The following is a 23,135-nucleotide window of genomic DNA, read 5'->3' on the forward strand; positions in this document are numbered from 1 at the left end:
AGAGCGCAAGCTTCGGGCGCGTCCCGTGACGATCCTGCGTAAAATGATGGACAAGATGGATTTCGACATTATAGTAGTCTCTCTTGAACGGGCGCAGGCAGGTGATTTTTCCCTGCAACTCTTTTGAATCACATCGTATAACTTCGAGTCGGGGGTCGACGGCGAGGGTGGGGCGGAATTCGGAACGGTTGGGAGTGAGACTGATGCAAATTCAGAAGAAAAACCTGAAAAGCGAATTCGAGGGCTTGGTCGGCAAGCTGGAGAACATGATTCTGACCGGGGTCTTTCAGCCGCGGGAGCGGCTCATCGAGCTGAACCTGGCGAAGGCCCTGAATGTGAGCCGATTCTGGATTCGCGACGCCCTGAAGATCCTCGAGACCAAGGGCATCGTCACCGTCATCCCGTATAAAGGCGCGGTGGTCACCGACCTGGATGAAGACGTGATTCAGGAGATCTTCGAAGTTCGGGTGGCCCTGGAAACCCTTGCCACCCGCCTGGCCTGCAATCATGTCCGTCCCACGGACATCAGCGTCCTCAAGCGCATGGTCGGGCATGTGGAAGACAGCTACACCCGGCGGGACTTCGAAACCATGATCACCGCCAACTCCAATTTTCACGATTACATCTTCAAGCTGGCGAAAAACCAGACGCTGCTCCAGATGATCAACCAACTCAGAGCCCGGTGCCACATCCTGCGCCACACGTCCTGGTCCTCGCAACGGATCGTGACCGAGATCCTCGAGGAACACCGTCAGTTTGTGGCGGCGCTCGAAAAGCGGGATCTCCAGGCGCTCGAACGGTTGGCCCGGGATCACATCACCCACGCCAAGGATTTCTACCTGTTTCAGTTGCAGACGCGCAAAGCCCTGATCGGTAATGCTTCACGCAAGAGGAAGAAAACGGGAGAAGTGCACAGTTAAGAATATTTCATCCTTTCGCCCGAAGCGCGGCGGCCCCCGCAGCCGGTGACGTCGCGGCATTCCGTCCGGCTTTCCTTCCGTGAAAAACACCTTGACATCGGCAGTCCAAATCGTTGATACTATTGTTAACAATCCAGCCGCAACGGATGTTGTTCCGGCGCGGCGGCAGAGCGATGAATTTGCCTGTTCCGACTTGCTCTTGTCCGTTGGGAATCTCCGTCATTGCTCTTCCCCGGACATCGAGAGGCGGGTCGCGCGGAAGAGCCACCCTCCGGCCGTTGGTTCCGCTCGCCCGCCTCTTCTTTTTGGAACTCCGGAAGAATGATGCGCCGCAAGGGCTCCGACACTGAGGTCCTCCCCGGGAAGGCATGCCCGCCCATCTGCAGATTCCGCTTGTCCCGGCGAACCATTTTCACGACAATGACGAAGTATCCCGAGGGGTGTGTAGACTTTTCGCCGCTCCGGGACCGACATAAGAAGCAGGAGATGTGTTTGCCCCGGGGGCGATTCGCCACGGCGTACGGCCTGGGGATAAGTGCGATGATTCGGGCAAGGCGGGGAATCATGGAGAGAATCATGAGCAGGTTTAACGGAATAAGCCGTTATATTTTAAAAAGGTCGATCGCGGCGCTCATCGCGGTGCTGTTGACGCTGGGATGCCATGCGGTGGTGCTCGGTTTCCAGAAGGGAACCGTGCCCGAAAACAAGAGAATTCCCATTTCAGAGGGGGATCGGACCGCAAAGTGGTCCACCAACGAAGTGAACCTGGACTACGGCTACAGCGTGAAGCAGGGTTCCATCAGGTTATACGGCCAGGTTCGCTACGCCGATCCCATAAGGTACAATTACAGCCTGGTGATGAATTTTCACATGGCCGTGATCTTTGTCGACGGTCAGGGCAAGGTGCTGGGCACGGCGGGATTGGTGAGCGACGCGAACAACGTCCTGCAACCTTCGGCGATGACTTCTTCCGTGACGTTCGACCGCACGCTGCGGCTTCCTCCCGGCACCGATTCCATTGCGTTCAGTTACACCGGAACGGCGCGGGAGGGCAGCGCCAGGGAAGGGGGCAACCCGACCAATTTCTGGGAATATCCCATCCGGTAGCTGGGTTCACATTCGAGTGGGCGGAACTCGCCCGGAAACGCACGGACCTGATCGGGCCGTTACCAGACTTCGGGAAAGGCCATGCTGGTGTACATGTTCTCCAGCCTGGTTTTGTGGCCCTTTTCCATGAGGGCCAGCGAATTGAACATGCTCTTCTGATCGGCATCTTTGCTGGAGGCGGCCAGGGCCTGGTACATCACCATCGCTTCCTCTTCTTCCTTCATTGCCAGGGCGATGGCGTCCTTGGGCTTCATCTCGACGGACAATTTCGGCTTATCCACCGATTCGGCCACCTTGTAGTCCGCGGACTCATCGAAATGCATCGTTTTGGGATTGGCGAGCAGCCCTTCCAGATAGCTCCGGTGTTTTTTCTCTTCCTCGGCCAATTCCTTGAAGATTGCCTTGATGTTCGCGTCTTTTGCCGTCTTGCTCACGGTGGTGTAGAAGTCGAACGCGGCGATTTCGTTGCCAATGGCCATGGAAATAACCTTCTTGTACTCTTCGAGTTTCATTTTCTGTTCCTTTTCAGCATGAGTGGAAAAAAACGGTGCGCGGGATAGTTGGAAAAGAACATAGTGCAAGTTCCCGGCCGCGTCAAGGATGGAGGCGCCTTCATTTTGAAGAATCGACCCCCATCTTGAGCAACAGGGTTTTTGCGGGTTCGAAGCCTTTGCGGGCCGCAGACGTCAGCCATGAGATCGCCTCCCGGCGATCCTTTTCCACGCCGCGCCCTGCCTCGTACATAAGTCCCAACTGGTACTGAGCGGTCACGTCACCCTGTTCGGCGGCCTTGCGGCACCATTTGGCGGCTTCCCGGTCATCGCGGGGCAGGCCCCGGCCTTCGGCATAGCCTCCGGCGAGATTGAACTGGGCCAGGACCATGCCCTGCTCCGCCGCCTTGCGGAACCATTGCATGGCTTGAGCCTCATCTTTCTCCACGCCGTGCCCGAGAAGATACAGGTTGCCCAGGTTGTACTGGGCCGAGGCCTCACCCTGTTCGGCGGCCTTACGGTACCATTCTGCCGCCTGGCCGTGGTCCCCGGGCACCCCCTGTCCCAGGTAATACATGGCTCCCAGGCTGGTCTGGGCCAGGGCGTTGCCCTGCTCGGCCGACTTGCGGAACCACTCCGCCGCCTGACTTTGATCCTGCTGTATTCCATTCCCCAGGAGATACATGCTTCCCAGGGTGAACTGGGCATCCCGGTCTCCCTGATCGGCAAGACTGCGGACCCGCTCCGCGGAGACCGCGGGGGCATCCCGTTCGGGCGCCCCCGGGACCGGCCAGGCTTGTGACTCCGCCATCATGAACAACAGCACGACGAGACCCAGTGCCGTTCCGGTGCAAAGGCGTCCAACCGTTCGTTGGAGAAGATCGATCATGGCAGCGGTTCCTTTCTTGAGGCTGCGTTGGCTGTACTGCGAGGCGCCGGTCCCGCGATCGGCAGCGACCTGCGAGATCGCTACGAAGCGGGAAGGCTGTCATTACAGAGCCGGCCGGGCTCCGGGAAAGCGTTCCACGCCCCTGGACACTGTGCCGCTACGCTTCCTCCCGCCGACGCTGCGTTGCGGCGCTTGCGCCTTCCCGCAAAGGCACGAACGGCGGAAACGGTCGGCGCGGGAATTCGGAGCCGGTAGCGGTCCTCCTGCGCCGTACGGAAAGTCATTCAAGCCCGTCGACCTCCCCCCGTTTCCGGTCCATCGGCTCGATCGAGCAACAGGGAGGCCGGGGACACCTTCTCAAACACCGCCCACAGTGTGTGAGCGTACCGATTGAGGTAGCTGAAACGCTCACGATAGCGCAGCCTCCTCAAAGCACGGATGAAAACCGGTCTCGGTTTCTCGTTGCAGAAGCACTCGACGATTCTCAGAGGGTGCCTTTTCGTTTGAGCGGTGAAGAAGTCCACGGCTTCGGACAGATTGAAGAACCACTTGTGCCTGTCTTGCGGCTCGTCCGCAGGCAGACCGTAGAATCCGATGCGTCCCCGGCCTCGCGCGATGGGGAGCCTGGCGTTGACCCAGTTGTTCGGGAGGGAAACGATGAGGACCTTCCGTGCGCACCGCACCAATTCTCCGAAAACCCGGTGAAGATGGTCAAGATGTTCCAGCACGTCGCTGCAAACCACCGCGTCGAAGGTCTCATCGGCGAAAGGCAGGCGCTTTGCGCGTTCGAGGTCCACAAGGAGATCGGGACTTCCTGCGACATCGATGCCGATGTAGTGGCAATCGGGCAACAGATGCCTCAGATGAGCCTCGTCGCAACCGACATCGAGAATTCGTCCCCGCAGATAGCGGGCAAATCGTGTCGCGATGTATTTGCTGCGATCGTATCGTTTATCAAAAGACAGGGTTTCGACGTGCATGGGCACTCCCGGGAATACGGTAAGGAACGGGTCCGCGGGAAGCCTTCCGGAGCCGACCGCAGGCTGCATGATATCACCTTGCTTGGAATCGGTACACCGAGGAATCGTCCCGGCGGGAACCGCCGTCCGATGGACTGCTAAAGCATCGGTAAATTAACATAAGAAATAGCGTTTCATTTGTAATGTTTGATTCGGGAATTCCAGTTGCTTTTTCATCGAGATTCAAGGTACTGACAGCTCTTGCTGGGGAATCATCTTTCGGTTGTATTCCGGGTGAGTCAATGTCGGTTCCCCATGCTTCATGGACCTGGCTGCTGTTTGTCCGGCTCAGGCGCGCCTTCCATGCGCGGCGCCGGAGCGGGGGGGACAAAAACCGTCCGGCCGTTCGATTTCATGGACGCGGCCGTGCGGGAGGGGGGAGCGGTTCTCTTCTTTTCCTCGAAAACGATAAGCGGCTCTATTGCGACGCGGGAGATTCCGGTGGTTGTCCCAGGTTCCGGTTCAGCGGTGTCGAGTTTCGAATGGCAGGACCACAAATGGAGGCAAAGTATGAGAAGGACCCTTTGTATCCTGCTCGGAGTCCTGTTTCTAACGTTGGTGACGCCCTTCCCCGCTTGCGCCGCGGAAGATTTTTCCACTCACTGGATTTCCGGGGACAAGGTGAGCGCCGCGGCGAAGTACTGGACCGGGGAGAGGATGAGAAACGCGAAACCATATCCCTTGGCCGTGCGGAAGGAGATCGGGCACAGAGTCTCAGCGCTTCCGGACGGGCAGTTCCCGGGGCCTCCCGGCGTCGACCCGGGCGACCCGGGCGAAAACGTCACCGCTCCTGTCAACCGTCGCGGGGCCGTGCCACATGTCGTTTCGGAATCACGGGACGGGGCTGACACGATCGAGTCGGCGGGAGCCGCGACCATCGGATACAAGTATCCCGCGCCTCACACCACGTTCCGTGTGATGGACACCTTGTACGGTGTCGGCACCACGCCCTATCCATACAGAACGATAGGGAAAATTTTTTTTACGGAGGACGGGGAGGACTACGAGTGCTCGGGCGCGTCCATCGGAGGCAGGGCGGTCCTCACGGCGGGACACTGTGTCTCGGACGGCGCGGGGACCTACCACTCCAACTGGATTTTCGTTCCTTCCTACCAGGACGGGAAGGAGCCTTACGGACGTTGGATCGCGTTCTGGCTGGCGACGCTTTCCGAGTTTCACCAGAAACAGGACAGGGCTCGAGACGTGGGCTTTGCCGCGGTCAGAGACAAGAAGGGCAGGAAGCTTTCCCAGAGGGTGGGCTTCCTGGGCTTTGCGTACAATCTCGCCCGCCTGAGGCACTGGAACATGTTCGGCTATCCCGGCGATGAACCGTGGGACGGAGAGTTCATGGTGGAAACCCAGGCATCCTATGCGTATATCGATGCTGCCGTGACGCCCAATGCCATCGGAATCGGCACCAGCCAGACGGGGGGATGCAGCGGCGGCCCGTGGCTTCTGAGGTTCAAACCGGGGCACAAGTTCTCCAACGCGAACCTCGCCAACGGCTTGAACAGTTATTCCCTTGACGAAGAGAGCCGGGAAATCTATTCGCCCTATTTCGACTCAAGGGTCAAGGCTTTGAAAGACAAAGCCGTGGCAAAGTAGCGCGCAAGCTCATCGGGGCCGATGATCCACAAAAGCCTTTGAAGGCCGGCGAAGCGCCATCGTTGGATCGTTCGCGGGGCCGTGCCGTATGGGTGGTCTCCGGGGCGGGGAACGCAGTCGGGGTCGAGAGGAAGACACACGATTTCCCCGAAGCCGGCGGGACTACGCGAAGTGGTGGAAAACGCGCGGCCCGGGTCTGTTGTTTCTCTGCGGAGACTGTTATTGGTCAATCAGTAAACGTCGGAGTGAGAATATCTATTCGAGCACGTCTTTGATATCGACCCATCGACGGTCTTGTTCGAGGGAGGCTCTGTGGTGGGGACTCCCTGCCCGTGGGTTCACCAAAACCTCAAAGACAATCGAAATACATCCTTGCACCCCAAAGTGGGAGCTCCTTCGTTAAACTCGCCAATCTTTCGTGAATTTAATATTTTTCTATAAAACGATTTTAATTGTATTTTTGATTGAAATCAAAGATACTGATGTACCTGCGCATGGGAATGAGCTTTCGCTGAGTTTCTTTATCATTCTATATACGTTTAATATTTCTTCCCGACATTTAAGGTTTGTTCCAAGGGATTTTTTGCTTCGACCGAGGAATACCTGCAGGGGGAGAAAGAGGGCTGGGTTTTTGCGCTTGACGGGAGGGCGGCCGCTGGAGGATGTGGGCGGTCGTCTTCGATTTCTCCAGGCGATAGCAGGGGGACGATGTCAAAGCCGAATGTCATGCAGTCGTCTCAGGTTCCGGTTCCGCGCTGTCGGGCGACGATTCGACAGCTCCAAAAGGGAGGGGAGTATGAAAAGGTTCTTGTGCGTTCTGTTCGGAGCCCTGCTCTTTGTGTCGGTGGCGGCCTTCGGTGCCTATGCCGCGGAAGGTTTCGCCACGTATTCGATTCCCAAGGACAAGGTGAACGCCGCGGGAAAATACTGGACCAAGGAAAAAATGAAAAACGCCAAACCGTACCCTTCGACCAGGAAGAAGGGGACCGTTCACAGGGTGCCGGCGAATACGGAAGAGCAGCTTTCGGGACCTCCCGGCATGGACCCGGGTGATCCGGGGGAAGGCGCTCCCGGCCGCTCCGCCAGCCGGAAAGCCGGACTCCACGGTGTCGCGGAACCAGGGATCGGAGGGGACACCGCGGAGATGGTGGGAGCCTCGACCGCCGGATACAACTATCCCGCGCCGCACACCACGTTCCCGGTGCTGGATTCCCTCTACGGGATTTCCACCACCCCGTATCCGTACAGAACCATAGGGAAGATATTCTTCACGGAGGACGGGGAGGAATACGTCTGTTCGGGGGCGTCCATCGGAGGCCGGGCGGTCCTGACGGCGGGGCACTGCGTCTCGGACGGTGGGGGGACCTATCACTCGAACTGGATTTTCGTCCCCTCCTACCAGGACGGGGAAGAGCCCTATGGAGAGTGGACGGCTTTCTGGCTGGGGACGTTCCAGGAGTATCACCAGGAGGGCGACTGCGGTCGCGACGTGGGTTTCGCCGCGGTCAGCGACAAGAACGGCAAGAAGCTTTCGCAGAGGGTGGGTTTCCTGGGCTTTTACTACAATGCCAGCCGCACAAGACACTGGAACATGTTCGGCTATCCCGCCGACGATCCATGGGATGGAGAGTTCATGGTGGAAACCCAGGCGTCTTATGCATACGTCGACGATTCCGTGGTGCCTGACGCCACCGGGATCGGGACCACTCAAACCGAGGGTTGCAGCGGAGGCCCGTGGATCATGAAGTTCAAACCGGGCCCCAAGGTCGCCGGCACGAACTTTGCCAACGGAGTGAACAGCTACTCCAATGAAGACACCGGAGAGATCTTTTCACCCTATTTCGACACGAGAGTCAAAGACCTCAAAGACAGGGCCGTGGCGAAGTGAGGGGCCGCAACAGGTGGACCGGGGGTTTTGCGGGAGGAAGAATATGAAACGGCTCTCTTGCGCCATGGGCCTTGTTTGGCTGTTGGTCGTTGCGCTCTGCGGAACGAGCCACGCCGTGTCGGTGACCCTCGTCAGGGGCTCTTCGGCTCTGTCGAGCGTTCCGGCTCTGGGCGAAAAACCGATCGTTCTGGCCTTCGGGGAAGACCGGGTGCTCATACACGACAGTCGTCTGCCGGTGAAAGGCAAGTTGCTCGACACGCGCGACATTCCCCTGACGGAGTTGTTTCTGGTGCGGGACCACCGGGCGCTGTCACAAATCGCCGGGTATGACACCCTCTACAGGCACGGTGCTTTTCGGCTCGCCGTCGTGAAACGCCCGGAAGAGCTTGGTGGATTGAAAAGCGTGCGGCTGTGGCCGGTCAGGCGCAGCATGGTGGTGACCCGAAAAGCCGGGGGCGTCAAAGGCGAACCGGATCCGAAGGTGAATGCGCTGATCAGCAAGCTCAATCGTTCCAGGTACGGGGAGTACATGGCCATGCTGGCGCGAGACCTCGAGACGCGGTATTCCTGCGCCAACGAGGTGCTGACGGCCCGCGACAAGATCAGCCGGGAGTTCAAGGCCCTGGGGCTGAGGACGAATGCTTCGATGAGCTTCCCCAATGACTGCGAGGGCGGGTGCGAGGAGTGGAAGGGATTCAATGTGATCGGCAGGAAGGTGGGCAAGGTGAGGCCCGAGGAGTTCTACCTGGTCGGGGCGCATTACGATTCCGCCAACGGCGAGGGAGGCGCCTGCAATACGGCTCCCGGGGCCTGTGACAACGCCAGCGGCGTGGCCGCCGTGCTGGAACTGGCCCGGGTGTTTCGGACCGTGGACACGGAGGCGTCCATCGTCTTTGTGGCCTTCGGCGGGGAAGAAATAGACCTGCTGGGCAGCAGAAAGTATGTTCAGGAATTGATCGATGCCGGAGAAGATGCCGATCTCAAGGCGTTCGTGGTGCTGGACATGATCTCCTTCTACAAGGCGGACGCAACCCGCGGCATCATCATCGAAGGATCGCGCGGGATAACGCGGCAGGCCCGGGCGCTGGACCGGCTGGTGGGATACGTCAGGACCTACACGGATTTGGATGTCGAGCACACGGTCAAGTATTCGGGTAGCGATCATGAGCCGTTCCTTGACGAGGAAATGGCCGGCGGTCTTCTGATTCAAATGGACTGTGACGCCGCGGACTATGAGCCTCTTCATTCAGCACGGGACACTCTGGGACACCAGGACCTGCCGTTTGCCATCGAGGTGACGAAAGTCGCCGCGGCCCTGCTGGCCGAAGCCGGCATAATGGATGCGACGCCCTGAGCGCCGGAGCCGTGGGACGGGCAGTCCGAAAGCGTGATTCGATCCGGTGGAAATCGAGGAGCCAATAATGAAAAAGACATTCCTGATTTGGGTGACCGCCTGCATGCTGGCCCTGCCGACCTTGGGGACGGCGGCCACGTTGAGCGGAGTGGTGATCGAGGATGAGTCCGGCGCACCGCTCGATGCGAGTCTTCTGCTCTACAAGCGGAATGCGACGGGAGGCTTTGACTTTACGGCCGCCGAGGGAACCGATGCAGCCGGTAACTACAGCTTCAACTACCTCGAGGCGGGGACTTACTTCCTTGAATGCGAGGCCTACGCGGACTGTGACCCGGAAACCGAGTATTGCGCCGACAAGTACCTGCCGCAACTCTACGATGGAGTCCAGGCCTGGGATTTCGCTCACAAGAAGAACATCGTGCTTGCGAGCGGCTCCGCGAAGGTTTTGAATCCCATCAGGATCAAGGCCAGGCCGTTTTATTTTGAAACCATGCCCATCGACCCCGTGGTGATTCCCGATTCGGGCGGCACGGTGAAGATCACCGCCACGGTGATCAACACCACGAAAAACATTCTGGGCATGCTGTTCTGGGGCGAGATGGAGCCTCCGTGCCGCGCGGATCATTCCAGGTTCTACGATCTCTGGGCGCTCTACCCGTTCGCTCAACACACCTGGAAGGTCATCAGGCCGGGCGCCAACAAGGTGGTCCTCACCTGCAGCCTGGGAGCCCAGGCACCGGAGGGGCCCTATTTCTACCTGGTATTCGGGGGAGCCGGATACGTGTCCCCCAAGATGCCCCCGCTGGAGGGTTTCTTCTGCAAGGGCGTCTCCGCGGATGAATGCACGACAGACTTTGCCGTTGCAGGCCGCCGCGGGGGAACCGCGAGGGCGGTCCGGGCAAACAGGAACATCGCAACGAGATTTTCCGAGGACGGCAAGGTCCTGGAAACGGGACCTCGGAAGAAATGAACGGGGGCCCGGGCGGGACACGAGGATGCCGGAACGGGACGGACTTGGCCTCAGGCGTCACGATGCCCGGCAGGGTGCCTCCGGCCGACGGGAGTTCAGGAACGGTTTCAGGCACAAGGAGAACATGATGAAGAAAGTTCTGTTTAAGACCATCGGGGCTATCGCCGTTGCCGCCGCATTGGTGCTGTGTTTTCAGGTTGTTTTGTCTTCGGCCGATCAGCGTGACTTCACCATCGTGAATGCCACCGGCTACCCGATCAGGTTCATCGGCATCAATCCCCCCGGGGACGAGATATGGAACGAGAACGAGCTCGACGCCGTTCTTCCCGACGGTGCCGGCTTCAGGGTGGAATTCGCCGGAATTGAAAAGGGATGCGTGTGGAACATCAAGGTGACCTGGGCCGATGACAATACGTCGTCCTTTTTCCGCGACGTCAACCTGTGCAAGATCAATAAGATCACGCTGAAATACAACAGGTCCACCGATACGGCCTCCTATGTAGCCGAATAGATGCCGGGGGCGGGCCCGGTGCCGCGGCGGAGCGCGCGAGCACCGACCGGCTCGCTCCCGCCCAAGGAACTGGAGCTCGGACCCGCGCCGAAAATCATTCTCGCCCGGTCGGTGACGTCTCCGAAAAAGTGGGATGAGGGGCCGGCCGCAACCGGGCAAGCACGCGTCCGCTCGTTTCGATGGACATGACGCTTCGGTCTGCTGTAATTTGCTTCAGGTTCGGTTCGTCTCCGTTTCTTCGGAGCTTGAATGCCGGACCTTGACAAAGTGTTGCAGGAAGCGACCGGAGGAGCGGGAATCATGCGGACGGAGGTGCCTGCCTCGAATTGCGGCCAAATCGAAGCCGGGTCCCGGAGAAGAAACCTGGTGGTTTCGATGCTCCGTCACACGATTCACAATCCCCGGCACGTCATGACTCTCCTGCGCGGCGAATATCGCCGGCACGTGGGAATTCGGATGGACCGCAGGCTGCATCCCGGAACCAGCGGGCTCCCCGCCAACATCAGCATCAACCTCACCAGGCGGTGCAATCTCAAGTGCGGCATGTGCATTCAGCATCGGCACGCCTCCCCGGCGGCACCCGGGTTGACCTGGTTTGACCCGGAGCGGGAATTGCCGGTGTCCGCATGGGTACGCCTGATGGACCGGGTCACGACTTTCCGCCCCGCCCTGTATGTGACCGGCGGTGAACCGATGTTGTATCCCGGCTTCGAGGAGTTCATCAAAGAGGCCGGCAGGCGACACCTGTTCGTTCAATTGGCCACCAACGGAACGCTTCTTTCCGGAAACGCCGGGATGCTCGTGGAAGAGGGGGTGGGAATCGTGATCGTCTCAATGGACGGACCGGCCCGCGTCCATGACGAGGTGCGAGGCCGGCCCGGGCTTTTCCGGAGAACCTCCGACGGCGTTCGTTCCCTGCTTTCGGCACGCGCGAGGCGGCGCAGCCCCACCCCTGTTGTCGGCATCAACTTCACGATTTCCAAAACAAATGTGGAATGCATTCAGGACATGGTTCCGATCGCCCTGGAACTGGGGGTCGATTTCCTGCAATTTCAGCACACGATCTTCAGCTCGGCGGCCCACGTGGCAAGACACAACCGGGTGTTTGCCCGCAAGGCGGCCGGATTGGGCGAGATCCACCTGGTTCATCCCTCCATCCCGGAAGGGGAGTACTACGAGAGCGACATCGTCGAAGAAGACGTGGGCCGTATCGCCGAAGGTCTCCAAAGGGCGAGAAAGGCGGCGCGCGGTCGCCTGCGGCTTTCTTTCCTGCCCGATCTCTCCACCGGGATGCTCGAACCTTACTACCTGGATTTGGATCACCCTTTTCCCGGCAAATGCGACACGCTCTGGAAAACGCTCCGGATCATGCCGGACGGCACCGTGTCCCCCTGCCTTCACGTCGTGGCGGGAAACGTCGCGCGGCAGTCAATCGATGAAGTATGGAACGGTCCCGGCATGCAACGCTTCCGGGAACTGATTGCCGGCCGGCTTTTCCCCGGATGCGCCCGCTGCTGCAACCGAAGCTTTTCCTGAACGGCCGAGAAGAGGACGCCCGAGGCTTCACCGGCGGGTCGGGCGGCTCACGAACAGCGATGCCGATCCAATCGGCCGCATGCCCCGCCCGGAGCCGACGAAGCCGGAGTCCGGCGCCCACGGCTCATCATACCGAGGTGCGTTCAAGATGACGCAACACCTGCCCGGCGGGAGGTGACGTGGTCGGGGATAAACCCCGCCCCTTGCTACGGACCGATGTGCCCGTCAGACGTAGCAAGGGGGGGGCTTTATGCCCTCCCGCCCAATGCACTCATTTTGAACGCAAAATGGTATCAGACGTCGGAATGTCCCCCAACCGGCATCCGGAAACGGCCCCCTTCTCTCTGCAGCAAGTTCGATATTCGGCACCTTCGGGATAATTCAATTATCGGAATCCAAAAGGTTGCATTCTCAAATAGGAAACACTAATTTTCTCATCTGGGCCGGGAACGGCCACTGTGCAGGATTTGTACATCCCGACGCGACGACCGCACACATCATTAATCACAAGGAGGGGATATGGCCGGGGACATACTGGAAAAGGGCGCCATTCTGCAAAGGGACAAGACGAGCTACGCAATCGCTCCTCACGTGCCGGGCGGGATCATCACGGACTTCAACCTGCTCCGCAGGATTGCCGACGTGGCTGAAAAATACGGGGCCAAAGCCGTTAAACTGACCTCGGCCGAGCGTTTCGCCCTCGTGGGGCTGCGCGAGGAAGACATCGACGGGGTCTGGAATGAGCTGGGCCTGTCTCCCGGGGCGGCCATCGGCCTCTGCGTCCGGTCCGTGAAAATCTGCCCGGGAACGACCTTCTGCCGCATCGGGGTTCAGGATGCCGTCGCAATGGGGCTCAAGCTGGACGAGAAGTATCACGGAGTCACCCTGCCCTTCAAATTCAAGATCGGTGTTTCCGGATGCCCGAACAACTGCTCGGAGTCGTCCATCAAGGATTTTGGTCTGGTGGGGATGCAGAACGGCTGGCGCGTCCTGGCCGGTGGTTTCGTGTCGGGTCTGAAGCCCCGCCTTGCCGATGTGATCGCCACCGGTCTCAACGACGAGCAGGCATTGGCCCTGGCGGACAAGGTGATCGACTGGTTTCAGAAAATGGGGAAAACCAAGCGGTTGGGCCGGGTGATCGACGAGGTCGGCCTGGAGAAGTTTCTGGGAGACCTGGGACTGCCCAACGCGTGACGTTGGTTGCCACTTGGGCCGGCCGTGTAACCGACGCCGCGCCGTGCTGTGACGCCGTCCAGCCGGCCCATTCCACATGCGCGCGCAATGCACACCCGGGGAAGCGGCTAGCGAAAAAAGGGGGGAGCCTCCTGTGGAGGCGGCCCCCCTTGTGCTTTCCGGGGCCTGTTCTTTGAGGAACGGGGTCATGCTTCGTTGCGGAGGACCAGACCGGGTCGCGTCTTGGGGAGATGGCACGACACGCTCGCCGCACAGCCTGGCAAACCGGCATTGTGCCCGCGCGAACGCGAATCGGCATTACAAGCCAGGAGTCAAACTTCGATCGGACAGCTCCAGCATCGTGTTTTCCAATACCTGAAATAGATTTCCATTCATATTAACGATTTGCCCTCGCCTGCCTTTTCCCTTAAGAGTTGAAAGCGTGGCGAACGAGCAGCCCCGGAGGTCGTGCCCGCGAAGACTGGAGCCCGCAAGGCCCTGGGGAGGCCGGATTCCCGGTCTCGAGGCAATGACGGATGGGGTTGTCGCGTCCCATGTGGGGTGCGCGCAAGCAATGACGATTCGTATGAGAATGCCCTGGTTTGGCACATCTATGTGATCCGTCGCGACTGTCCGGCTCGGGTCGGTTCGCGGAAACGACGACAACGGCGTTCGCGGTCGCCGGCGGAGAGCCGCGGGGGTGCCGTCACGGAGGCCCCGGCTCCATGCATTCACGGATATGAGGAACGGAATGTGAGCGGCCTTGAAAGCGTTGCGGGAATCGACATCGGGTCCCGGTCGATTGAGCTGGTGGTGTTTGAAGGCACGCGGCAGATCCGGCAAATGAAGGTGCCGACGACATACGATCCGTTGGCGCAATGCGAGAAGCTCCTCGACGGGATGAGGGTGGGCCGGGTTGTGGCCACGGGTTACGGCCGGAAGCTTTTTATCGAATCCCTTCGAGGGATTGAAGTCTCGGCCATCACGGAAATCCAGGCCTATGCGCTCGGAGCGCGATACCTGTTCCCGGAAGTCCGAACGGTGCTTGATATCGGCGGTCAGGACACCAAGGTGATCCTGCTCGCTCCGCACGGCAGGGTGGCGAAATTCGAGATGAACGACCGCTGTGCCGCGGGGACGGGTAAATTCCTGGAGTTCATGGCGACGGCCCTGCAGATCCCCCTGGAGGCATTCGGAGAATTTGCCTTGCGGTCGGACAAGCGTATCCAGATCAACAGCATGTGCACGGTATTCGCGGAAAGCGAAGCCACCTCGCTCATGGCTCGCGGCGAGCGCGCCGAAAACATCGCCATGGGGCTGCACCTGGCGATCGTTCAGCGGACCGTCGGCATGCTCCGCAGGGTTGGGATGGAGCCGCCGCTGGTTTTTGCCGGGGGGGTGGCGCACAACCCGTGTGCCGGAAAAGTGCTGGAGGAGCAGTTGAATATTTCGCTTATCATCCCCGACCACCCCGACATGGTGGGGGCCATCGGCGCTGCCCTCCACGGGATGGCCGGGGCAAAGGAAAGGGGTACCCGTTGCGACCGGAAATCATGAAGGAGTTTGAGCGGGCCGGCGAACGCTCTCTGCTCAGCCTTGTGGAACACAAGGAGGCGGGGGGGAAAGTCGCGGGAGTCTACTGTCTGTTCGCCCCAACCGAGCTGGTGAGAGCGGCCGGGGCGATCCCGGTGAGCCTGTGCGGCAAGAAGGAAGCTCCGATCTCTGCCGCCGAAAAGACGCTTCCCCCCAATCTCTGCCCCCTGATCAAGTCCAGCTATGGGTATGCAGTGACGGACACATGCCCGTATTTTGGGGCTTCGGATTTCATCCTGGGCGAAACCACGTGTGATGGAAAGAAGAAGATGTTCGAGTTGATGGGAAGGATCAAACCTCTCCATCTCATGCATCTGCCTTTTGACGCCGACGGGGGCCAGGCCTTGGCTTTCTGGGTGCAGGAAATGATCCGGTTAAAAGGCTTCCTCGAAGAACAGACCGGTCGGAGCGTGGAAGTCCGGGAGTTGAATCGCCAGATCAAGCTCCAGAACGAGGTGAGAAAGCTGCTCTGGCAGATATCCCGCTTCAGCAGGGCCGAAACGGTCCCGTTGTCGGGTCTGGACATGATGACGGTGATGGAAACGAAAAGCTCCTGTTCCGACCTGGAAGCTTATGCCGTGCTGCTGCGGCAGCTCATCAAGGAACTGGAGGAACGGTGCGCTGCCGGGGTGGCCGTCCATCGACGGGGGGCTCCGCGCATCCTGTTCACCGGTTGTCCGGTGGGCACGGGATCGGAAAAAGTGCTGCAACTCATCGAGGAATGCGGCGGCGTGATCGTCTCTATGGAAAACTGCACCGGCATCAAGGGTCAGGACCTGCTTGTGGAGGAGGACACGGCCGATCCGCTGCAGGCGCTGGCAAGGCGCTATCTGCGGATTCCCTGCTCATGCATGACGCCCAATGAGGAACGATTGAACCTGATCCGGGGTCTGGTGGAGGATTATCGTGTGCAGGGAGTGGTCGATCTGACCTGGCAATGCTGCCATACCTACAACGTGGAGTCCTTCGTCGTCAGGGAATTCATCGAGACGCGCCATGGACTGCCGTCCCTGCACATCGAAACGGACTATTCCTCCTCCGACACGGAGCAACTGAGAACCCGGATCGAGGCCTTTTTGGAACTGATTGCCTGAGAGGATGCATTAACTGTTCTCAGGGGCGTCTTCGGTCGACTCAACGGCCTTCGTCTTCTGCGCCGGACGGGCACTGTGCGGGGTTGTAACGAGAACAGGTTCCACTCGTCCAAAGCTTCGATGGGACAGACCAATGGCTTTTGCCCAGCGGATCGGGTTGTTGCTTTTCCTGTTGGCCACTGCCGATTTTTTCAGCGTCGCGTCGCCTCACTTTCCCTCTTTCCGGAACGTTTTCAACATATTCGTCCAATCCTCCCCGACGCTGCTTGCGGCGGTGGGTATGACCGTGGTCATTGCCACGGCAGGCATCGATCTTTCCGTCGGATCGATCATGGCGCTTAGCGGCATCCTTGCTGCTCTTGCCATGAAAACCCACTCGGCGGGGGTTGGCGGGGTCGCCGGATCATCCGTGCGGCGTGGGGGAGGCCGGGAGAGAGGATCGCCCGCGGCGGGAATGACGCACGGTCTGGTGGCCGGCGAACGGGGGACCTTTTCCGCGGGATGAAAGGATAGGGGCGATAGTCTTGAGGTAAGGAACCCACAAACGAAAGAATCCGGGAAGGGAGGTTCGAAGCATGATGAGAAAGTTATTTGGAGCGAGTGCGGCAGCCCTTTTGCTGATGTGGACCGCCAACACGGCCTGTCCGGCGCATGCTGAGAGTGTGATGGACAAGATCGAGAGGACCGGCAAAGTCAATATGGGGCACCGGGAAGGCGCGGTTCCCTTTGGCTACATGGACGAAAAAGGGCAATGGGTGGGATTCGACATGGATCTCGGGGCCGAGCTGGCCAAAGCGCTCGAAACGAAATTCGGTAAGAAGATCGAATATATCAAGACTCCAATGAATCCCAAGAATCGCATTCCTTTGGTGGCCAACGGCACCGTCGATGTCGGAATCGGCTCCACGACCATTACGCTGGAGCGGGAAGAAGCGGTTGATTTTTCGCTCCCCTATTTCCTGACCGGTACCAAGCTGCTGGTGCCCAAAGGCAGTCCAATCCGCGATTATCGACAACTGGCCGGCAAAAAGGTGGGTGTCGGCAGCGGTTCCACCGCCAATATCAAAGGGCTGCAAAAGGCCATCGATGCCAAGACGATCGATCCGCCCTGCGAAATGGTGCTTTTCGAAGACCATGCCAAGGGGTTCCTGGGATTGCAGCAGGGCAAAATAGATGCCTATTTCACCGATGAAGCGATGCTGGCGGGCATGAGGGCAAAAGCTCAGAAACCGGACGACTGGGAAGTCGTGGCACCCTTTCTCACCTACGAGCCCTACGGATTCATCCTGCCCAGGGATGACAGCAAGTGGCGGGACTTTGTGAATGCGACGCTCATCAGGATGTACAAGGATGGTACGTTCGAGAAGATCTACAACAAATGGTTCGGACCCGGCGGGCAATTGGTTCTGCCCATGACCGGAGAGTACAGGATCATGCTCAAAGTCCTCAGTTTTCCCGACTAGCGGCGGGTCCTCATGCTTCATTACGATTTCGACTGGAGTGTTCTTTGGCGCCACCCATACGGGAAAATGCTGCTACAGGGTGTATGGACCACGGTTCATCTGTCGCTGCTGGCCTGGGCCATCGCCCTGCCGGTCGGCGTGGCGATCGCGCTGTGCAGGATCATGCCCTGCCGGGCGGCCCGGCTGGTGGGTGGCGCCTATGTGGAGACTCTGCGCAACATCCCCTTATTGGTCCAGCTGTTTTTCTGGTATTTCGCCGTCCCTTCGCTCCTGCCCGGGAAAACGGAGCGGTGGCTTTATGCCAATGTCCGTGACCTGTCTTATGTCCTGGGCGTTCTGGCGTTGGGGACCTACACCGCGGCCCGGGTCGCGGAAGCGGTGCGATCCGGGCTCCTGGCGGTGCCCGCCGGTCAGTTCCGGGCAGCCCTTTCCACCGGCTTGAGCCCCGCCGGAACTTACCGGCATGTGATCCTGCCCTATGCCCTCCGGGTCGTGATTCCCCTGTTGAGCACGGAGTTCCTGACCTGTTTCAAGAATTCATCGCTCGCCATGACGATCGGCGTCATGGAGACGACGGGCATGGCCAACTACATCGATTCGTTCACCTTTCACGGCCTGGAAACCACCACGGCCGCCAGCCTGGTGTATCTTTTGACGAGCCTGTCGGTGATTGTGCTGATGGGCCGGATCGAGAGTAAGATGCGCATCCCCGGTATGATCGCGCGAGAGAGCTAGAGCATGGACCTGCAGGTCATTGCACGAAACCTGGAATTCATGGCCGGAGGTCTTGTGGTCACGTTCGAGATCACCGCCGTTGCCCTGGCCGGCGGCTTGCTCTGGGGCATTCTCCTCGGTCTGGGCCGCCTGTCCCGGATACCCTGGATTTACTATCCGGTGACCGTGTACGTTCATTTTTTCCGAAGCCAGCCCCTCATCCTGGTCATTTTCTGGTTCTATTTCCTGGTCCCCGTCATGACCGGGAAACCCCTGGGCGCATTCGTATCGACTCTCATCGCCTTTGTTGCCTTCGAAGCGGCCTATTTCGCCGAAATCGTCCGGGGTGGAGTGCAGTCCGTGTCCGGGGGGCAGGCCGCCGCCGGGTATTCCTGCGGGCTCAGGTATCACCAGGTGCAGCTGTACATCATTCTCCCCCAGGCCCTGAGAAACATGCTGCCGGCTCTCACCACGCAGGCCGTCGTAATCTTTCAGGATACCTCGCTGGCTTATGTCATCGGGCTGCGGGAGTTTCTGCGCCGCGTGAACCTGGTCGACACGCGCGAGGCCCGCTCCATTGAGCTCTACCTTTTTGCGGGAACGGTCTATCTCGTCCTCTGTTTCCTCGGCTCCGCGGCGGCGCGCCGACTTGAAAGACGCAGGGAGGTCAGCCTGTCGTGATCGAAATCAGGAATCTCAGCCTGTGGTACCGCAAGGATCACAAGGTGATCGACGACGTCTCGGCCCGCATCCCCAAGGGAAGGACGGTGGTGATCTGCGGTCCCAGCGGTTCCGGAAAGAGTTCCCTGTTGAGGTGCATCAACGGGCTGGAGCGCTTCCAGGAGGGCGAAATCATCATCGACGGCCAGTCCTTGAGATCACGCGAAACCGATATCCACAAGCTTCGGGCAAAGATCGGCATGGTTTTTCAGCACTTCGAGCTCTACCCGCACATGACCGTGCTCGACAACATCACCCTGGCTCCTCGAAAGGTTTTGAACCAATCGGAAAAAGACGCTGAAAACAAGGCGATGCAGCTCCTGACGCGCGTGGGAATTCCCGACAAGGCCTCCAGGTACCCGGGAGAGCTGTCCGGGGGACAGCAACAGCGGGTTGCCATTGCCAGGAGCCTGGCTATGGAACCGAAAGCCATGCTCTTTGACGAACCGACTTCGGCCCTTGACCCGGAGATGATCAAGGAGGTCCTCGATGTCATGATCGATCTGGCAAAGAGCGGGATGACCATGGTTGTGGTCACGCACGAGATGGGGTTCGCCCGGGAGGTGGCCGACGAAGTGGCGTTCATGGATCATGGGCGTTTTGTGGAACGAAAGCCGGCAGGAACGTTCTTTGAGTGCCCCGAAAACCCGAGAACCAGGGAATTCTTGAGCAGGATATTGAAGTAGCCCGCGTCGCAGGCACATGGTGGCATCCGGGAGAGGAATCGCACGGATTTTCCGGGTATGCGGCAACCGGAACCGGCGGAAGCGAAATCCGCGTCCATGCGAATCAGGCACGGCCGGCAACGATAGTATCGCCTATGGCAATGCGGCCATCCATCGTAAATATCGATTTTATAATTAATTGGATTTCCTCTAGAATCTCTTAACCCCCGCGTTCGGCCAAAGAAGAGTCTGCTCGGCGTCAAGTCCGCGGTTTCGTGTGGGTCGCGTGAGCGGCTTCACGCGGCCGGGTGCACCAACAGGAACCTTTACCGAGAAGCTTGGTAAGACCGGTGGAACTCTATTTTGTCTGTCCTCTGAAGGGAAAGAGCTATTGGACGCGGGACTGGGAGATTGCGGGGGAGTTGAAAGTCGAGGAGAACCCGCCGGGGACGAGAAGGCTCAAGGGAAAGGTCTCGGTGACCTGCCCTCACTGTGAGTCCAGGCATGTGTACGCAACGGAGGAGTTGGTCTGTCCTTTGACCCAAACCTGAATGGGAGAGCATCTGACGAGGAGGCGGAGAGTGGAGAAGACCAGGAATTTGCTTGCGACGGGAACGGGCATCATCGCGGTTGGAGCTCTGATAGGGGTCTTGGCCGCCTTGCTTCAAAAGCTGGGCAACCCCGGAAACATGGGCATCTGTGTCGCCTGCTTCGACCGGGATATTACCGGCGCCGTGGGGATGCACCGGGCCGACGTGGTGCAGTACCTGAGGCCGGAAATCCTGGGGTTTGTGCTGGGCTCGTTCGTTGCGGCCCTGGCCACCCGTGAATTCAAATCAAGGGGAGGGTCGGCGCCCCTGGCGCGGTTTGTGCTCGGGATGACGGCCATGATCGGGGCGCTGGTGTTTCTGGGCTGTCCGTGGCGCACGCTTTTGAGGCTGGCGGGAGGAGACGGCAACGCGCTGCTGGGGCTGGCGGGATTAGTGGTCGGCGTATGGATCGGCACGCTCTTTTTCAAGCAGGGCTATAGTCTTGGCCGCAGCCAGAAGCAGAGTTTCGGAACGGGGCTTCTCATGCCGCTGCTCATTCTCGGTCTGCTCGCGCTGCGTTTCATCTATCCTCCCGTGGAGGGCCAGACGCAGAGCGGAGTGCTTTTTTACAGCGCCAAGGGACCGGGGGCCGCTCATGCGCCGCTTTTCATTTCGCTTGGCATCGGCCTGCTGGTGGGTTTCATCGCTCAGCGCAGCCGGTTTTGCACCATGGGGGCACTGCGGGACCTGATCCTGTTCCGGCAGTGGCATCTCTTTTCCGGTTTCCTGGCGCTGCTGGCGGCGGCACTGGTGACCAACCTGGTCCTGGGCCAGTTCCATCCGGGTTTTGAAAAGCAACCCGTCGCCCATACGCAGGCTTTCTGGAATTTTGCGGGCATGCTGGTGGCGGGGTTTTCGTTCGCCCTGGCCGGAGGCTGTCCGGGGCGGCAGCTGTTCATGTCGGGCGAAGGGGATGCCGACGCCGGGGTATTCGTTTTCGGGATGATCACGGGCGCTGCTTTCGCCCACAATTTCGGCCTGGCCAGCTCGCCCGCGGGCATCGGTCCCCACGGGATGGCCGCGGTGGCAGTGTGCCTGTTTTTCTGTCTGGTTATCGGTTTCGGCAATATCGAGCGCACTCGCGCCTGATCGGGTGAAGGAGGAACCAATGAGTGAGATCGTCGATGCCAGGGGCCTTTCCTGTCCTCAACCGGTTTTGCTGGTGATGTCAAAAATCAAGGAAAAGGCAAGCGGCGAGATCGAGGTCATCGTTGACAACGAGGTCAGCCGGGAAAACGTCAGTCGCGCCGCTCGCGCAAAGGGTTGGGAAGTAAGGGAGGAGCGGCGACAGGGTGACGAATGGCATTTGATCCTGGGTCAATGACGGATTTCTGAATTCATTTCACAGTGCTCCAACAATCGTGGTATCTAAATATGTTTTGGAAAAAGATTGTGGCAATCGCCGGCAGCGTTGTCGGCCTGAAACGCGGGGCTGACGGTCGTTCCGACAGGGGGATCCTGGTTTTTCACCACACCAGCGAGGTGATCCGGGCCGAATCGCTGCTCAAGGAGGCGGGTTTCACCGTTTCCGTAAAGGGTCCGCCTCCAGACCTCCGTACCGGGTGCGACCTGGTGATCGAATTCCCGCTGGTTTCCCAGTTGCGGATAGCGGAGCTCCTGGGCGGGGCGAAGATTGCCCCGCTCAAGATACTGCCGCTCCAGGACCTGCTTCTGGAACCCGTGGGTCTGTTTCACGCCAAGGATTTCGGCGATCACCTCATGGTGCGGGCGGCCAACATGAAGATCACCATCGACAAGAACGATCTTCGCATTGTGAACGTTTCGGGCGGAGGCTGCCCGGATGTGCCTTTCCTGGCGGAGAGCCTGGTGGGCAAGTCCCTGCTCGAGGCGCCCGCGCCGCGCAGCATGGGCCACACGCTGTGCGGATACGCTCTGCAGCTGGCTTACGAGGAACTTCTGCGCCGATGTCCTGGCTGATTGTCGGTACCATCCCCCGGGATGATTTTCCCCTCTATGAAGGCCGTTGCCTGCTCGAGGAAGGGGGCCTGCGTCTCGACGCTCAGCTCGTCCCCGTCGGCCGCGGCACTCCCGCGCTGCTGGCCGCGGCCTGCATCGCCTCACAAGCCCTGGACGTGGAACCTCCCCTGGCCCTGCTCGCGGGGGATACCGGGCGGGGGAAGGGGTCGATCCGGGTCTATGAGCATCTTTGCCGGGCGCTTCCCGTCATTTCCCCGGACGTGATCGTCTTTCACTACCTGCAACCCGACGTGGACTGGCACAACCGCGTGTTCCTGCATCTTGAGGAACTGGCTCGCCGACCTGTCCTGGTGGCCGACGCGGGCTTCATGTACGTGGCAAAAATGAGCGGCTTTGCCGCATGCTACGACCTCTTCACCCCGGATGTCGGTGAGCTGGCCTTTCTGGCCGACGAAAAAGCCCCGCATCCTTTTTACACTCGGGGGTTCATCCTGCAGGAAGAGGATCGCGCTCCCGAGCTCATTCAACGGGCCTATCGGCACGAAAATGCCTCCAGTTATCTCCTGGTGAAAGGCCGCTGCGATGTCGTCGCCTCCTCGCAGGGCATCCTGGAGAGGATTTGCGAGCCCGTGGTGGAGGCCATGGAGCCCATCGGCGGGACGGGAGACACTCTGACCGCGCTGGCGGGGGCCTTCATTGCCGCGCGATACCCCATAGCGCAGGCCTGTTCCCTGGCGGCGAAAGCGAACCGGGTGATGGGGCTGCTCGCCAGGCCAACTCCGGCCTCGACCATCGCAGATTTGCTCCGTTCCCTGCCCGCGGCCCTGGAAGCCGTTCTGCGGTAAGCGGTCGAAACCGTGCACGGGTCGAGTCCCAACTCAGCGGATGGTTCGGG

The 23,135-nt window shown here is 59.7% G+C and carries 24 protein-coding genes; 21 read left to right on the forward strand and 3 right to left on the reverse strand.

The genetic code is table 11. The features are described 5' to 3' along the window. The first annotated feature begins 203 nt into the window (after positions 1 to 203). Together SFUM_RS16280 and SFUM_RS16285 are read left to right on the forward strand one after the other, a co-directional pair. On the forward strand, positions 204 to 920 hold the full coding sequence (locus tag SFUM_RS16280) for a GntR family transcriptional regulator (RefSeq protein WP_041440762.1): 717 nt from the start codon (positions 204 to 206) through the stop codon (positions 918 to 920). A 576-nt stretch (positions 921 to 1,496) separates the two neighbouring features. After that, entirely contained in the window at positions 1,497 to 2,027 is a 531-nt protein-coding gene (locus tag SFUM_RS16285; RefSeq protein WP_011699947.1) for a hypothetical protein, read from the forward strand. A 59-nt stretch (positions 2,028 to 2,086) separates the two neighbouring features. On the opposite strand, the gene SFUM_RS16290 is transcribed toward SFUM_RS16285, so the two are convergent. The 3 genes from SFUM_RS16290 to SFUM_RS21980 all read right to left on the reverse strand — a co-directional run bounded on the left by SFUM_RS16290 (position 2,087) and on the right by SFUM_RS21980 (position 4,456). After that, positions 2,087 to 2,539, reverse strand: coding sequence for a ferritin-like domain-containing protein (locus SFUM_RS16290; RefSeq protein WP_011699948.1), 453 nt, complete (start codon positions 2,537 to 2,539; stop codon positions 2,087 to 2,089). Positions 2,540 to 2,639: 100 nt separating this feature from the next. Further along, a complete protein-coding gene (locus SFUM_RS16295; protein ID WP_011699949.1) occupies positions 2,640 to 3,407 on the reverse strand; it encodes a tetratricopeptide repeat protein in 768 nt (255 codons plus the stop codon). A gap of 284 nt (positions 3,408 to 3,691) precedes the next feature. Then, entirely contained in the window at positions 3,692 to 4,456 is a 765-nt protein-coding gene (locus SFUM_RS21980) for a class I SAM-dependent methyltransferase (protein WP_011699950.1), read from the reverse strand. 480 nt (positions 4,457 to 4,936) lie between these two features. Between SFUM_RS21980 and SFUM_RS21985 the strand changes: the two genes are divergently transcribed. From SFUM_RS21985 to SFUM_RS16395, 19 genes are all read left to right on the forward strand, one after another. After that, positions 4,937 to 6,031, forward strand: coding sequence for a trypsin-like serine peptidase (locus SFUM_RS21985; RefSeq protein ID WP_011699951.1), 1,095 nt, complete (start codon positions 4,937 to 4,939; stop codon positions 6,029 to 6,031). Positions 6,032 to 6,827: 796 nt separating this feature from the next. After that, entirely contained in the window at positions 6,828 to 7,919 is a 1,092-nt protein-coding gene (locus tag SFUM_RS21990; protein WP_011699952.1) for a trypsin-like serine peptidase, read from the forward strand. 43 nt (positions 7,920 to 7,962) lie between these two features. Next, positions 7,963 to 9,273 carry a M28 family metallopeptidase gene (locus SFUM_RS16315; protein ID WP_011699953.1) on the forward strand — a complete coding sequence of 437 codons (1,311 nt, stop codon included), beginning with the start codon at positions 7,963 to 7,965 and terminating at the stop codon, positions 9,271 to 9,273. A 67-nt stretch (positions 9,274 to 9,340) separates the two neighbouring features. Continuing rightward, positions 9,341 to 10,243, forward strand: coding sequence for a carboxypeptidase-like regulatory domain-containing protein (locus SFUM_RS16320; protein ID WP_011699954.1), 903 nt, complete (start codon positions 9,341 to 9,343; stop codon positions 10,241 to 10,243). 124 nt (positions 10,244 to 10,367) lie between these two features. Next, complete coding sequence (locus SFUM_RS16325; RefSeq protein ID WP_150109539.1) at positions 10,368 to 10,754, forward strand: hypothetical protein; 387 nt, start codon at positions 10,368 to 10,370, stop codon at positions 10,752 to 10,754. A 249-nt stretch (positions 10,755 to 11,003) separates the two neighbouring features. Next, positions 11,004 to 12,290 carry a radical SAM protein gene (locus SFUM_RS16330; RefSeq protein ID WP_011699956.1) on the forward strand — a complete coding sequence of 429 codons (1,287 nt, stop codon included), beginning with the start codon at positions 11,004 to 11,006 and terminating at the stop codon, positions 12,288 to 12,290. A gap of 519 nt (positions 12,291 to 12,809) precedes the next feature. Next, positions 12,810 to 13,484, forward strand: a complete 675-nt coding sequence (locus tag SFUM_RS16335; RefSeq protein WP_011699957.1) for a ferredoxin-like domain-containing protein — start codon at positions 12,810 to 12,812, stop codon at positions 13,482 to 13,484. A gap of 732 nt (positions 13,485 to 14,216) precedes the next feature. After that, complete coding sequence (locus tag SFUM_RS16340; RefSeq protein WP_011699958.1) at positions 14,217 to 15,020, forward strand: acyl-CoA dehydratase activase; 804 nt, start codon at positions 14,217 to 14,219, stop codon at positions 15,018 to 15,020. After that, on the forward strand, positions 15,017 to 16,150 hold the full coding sequence (locus tag SFUM_RS16345; RefSeq protein WP_041440767.1) for a double-cubane-cluster-containing anaerobic reductase: 1,134 nt from the start codon (positions 15,017 to 15,019) through the stop codon (positions 16,148 to 16,150). Before SFUM_RS16340 ends, SFUM_RS16345 begins: the two co-directional genes overlap by 4 nt. Positions 16,151 to 16,283: 133 nt before the next feature. Next, the gene (locus SFUM_RS24060; RefSeq protein ID WP_011699960.1) at positions 16,284 to 16,655 is read left to right on the forward strand and encodes an ABC transporter permease subunit; all 372 of its coding nucleotides are present in this window, start codon (positions 16,284 to 16,286) and stop codon (positions 16,653 to 16,655) included. 70 nt (positions 16,656 to 16,725) lie between these two features. Beyond that, complete coding sequence (locus SFUM_RS16355) at positions 16,726 to 17,613, forward strand: ABC transporter substrate-binding protein (protein WP_011699961.1); 888 nt, start codon at positions 16,726 to 16,728, stop codon at positions 17,611 to 17,613. A 12-nt stretch (positions 17,614 to 17,625) separates the two neighbouring features. Further along, the gene (locus tag SFUM_RS16360; RefSeq protein ID WP_011699962.1) at positions 17,626 to 18,348 is read left to right on the forward strand and encodes an amino acid ABC transporter permease; all 723 of its coding nucleotides are present in this window, start codon (positions 17,626 to 17,628) and stop codon (positions 18,346 to 18,348) included. A 3-nt stretch (positions 18,349 to 18,351) separates the two neighbouring features. Next, positions 18,352 to 19,008 (forward strand): amino acid ABC transporter permease, encoded by a 657-nt coding sequence (locus SFUM_RS16365; protein ID WP_011699963.1) that lies wholly within the window; start codon positions 18,352 to 18,354, stop codon positions 19,006 to 19,008. After that, the gene (locus SFUM_RS16370) at positions 19,005 to 19,733 is read left to right on the forward strand and encodes an amino acid ABC transporter ATP-binding protein (protein ID WP_011699964.1); all 729 of its coding nucleotides are present in this window, start codon (positions 19,005 to 19,007) and stop codon (positions 19,731 to 19,733) included. The genes SFUM_RS16365 and SFUM_RS16370 overlap by 4 nt, the downstream gene beginning before the upstream one ends. 317 nt (positions 19,734 to 20,050) lie before the next feature. Next, entirely contained in the window at positions 20,051 to 20,263 is a 213-nt protein-coding gene (locus SFUM_RS16375; protein WP_167321364.1) for a hypothetical protein, read from the forward strand. Further along, the gene (yedE, locus tag SFUM_RS16380; protein ID WP_049766401.1) at positions 20,264 to 21,391 is read left to right on the forward strand and encodes a YedE family putative selenium transporter; all 1,128 of its coding nucleotides are present in this window, start codon (positions 20,264 to 20,266) and stop codon (positions 21,389 to 21,391) included. Between the two features lie 19 nt (positions 21,392 to 21,410). After that, complete coding sequence (locus SFUM_RS16385) at positions 21,411 to 21,626, forward strand: sulfurtransferase TusA family protein (protein ID WP_041440771.1); 216 nt, start codon at positions 21,411 to 21,413, stop codon at positions 21,624 to 21,626. Between the two features lie 50 nt (positions 21,627 to 21,676). Beyond that, entirely contained in the window at positions 21,677 to 22,240 is a 564-nt protein-coding gene (locus tag SFUM_RS16390) for a putative Se/S carrier protein (RefSeq protein WP_011699968.1), read from the forward strand. Beyond that, positions 22,228 to 23,085: an NAD(P)H-hydrate dehydratase gene (locus SFUM_RS16395; protein WP_011699969.1), complete on the forward strand. Its 858-nt coding sequence runs from the start codon at positions 22,228 to 22,230 to the stop codon at positions 23,083 to 23,085. The genes SFUM_RS16390 and SFUM_RS16395 overlap by 13 nt, the downstream gene beginning before the upstream one ends. Positions 23,086 to 23,135: the final 50 nt, after the last annotated feature.

This window comes from Syntrophobacter fumaroxidans MPOB, from assembly GCF_000014965.1.
In the GTDB taxonomy this organism is placed as follows: Bacteria; Desulfobacterota; Syntrophobacteria; order Syntrophobacterales; family Syntrophobacteraceae; genus Syntrophobacter; species Syntrophobacter fumaroxidans.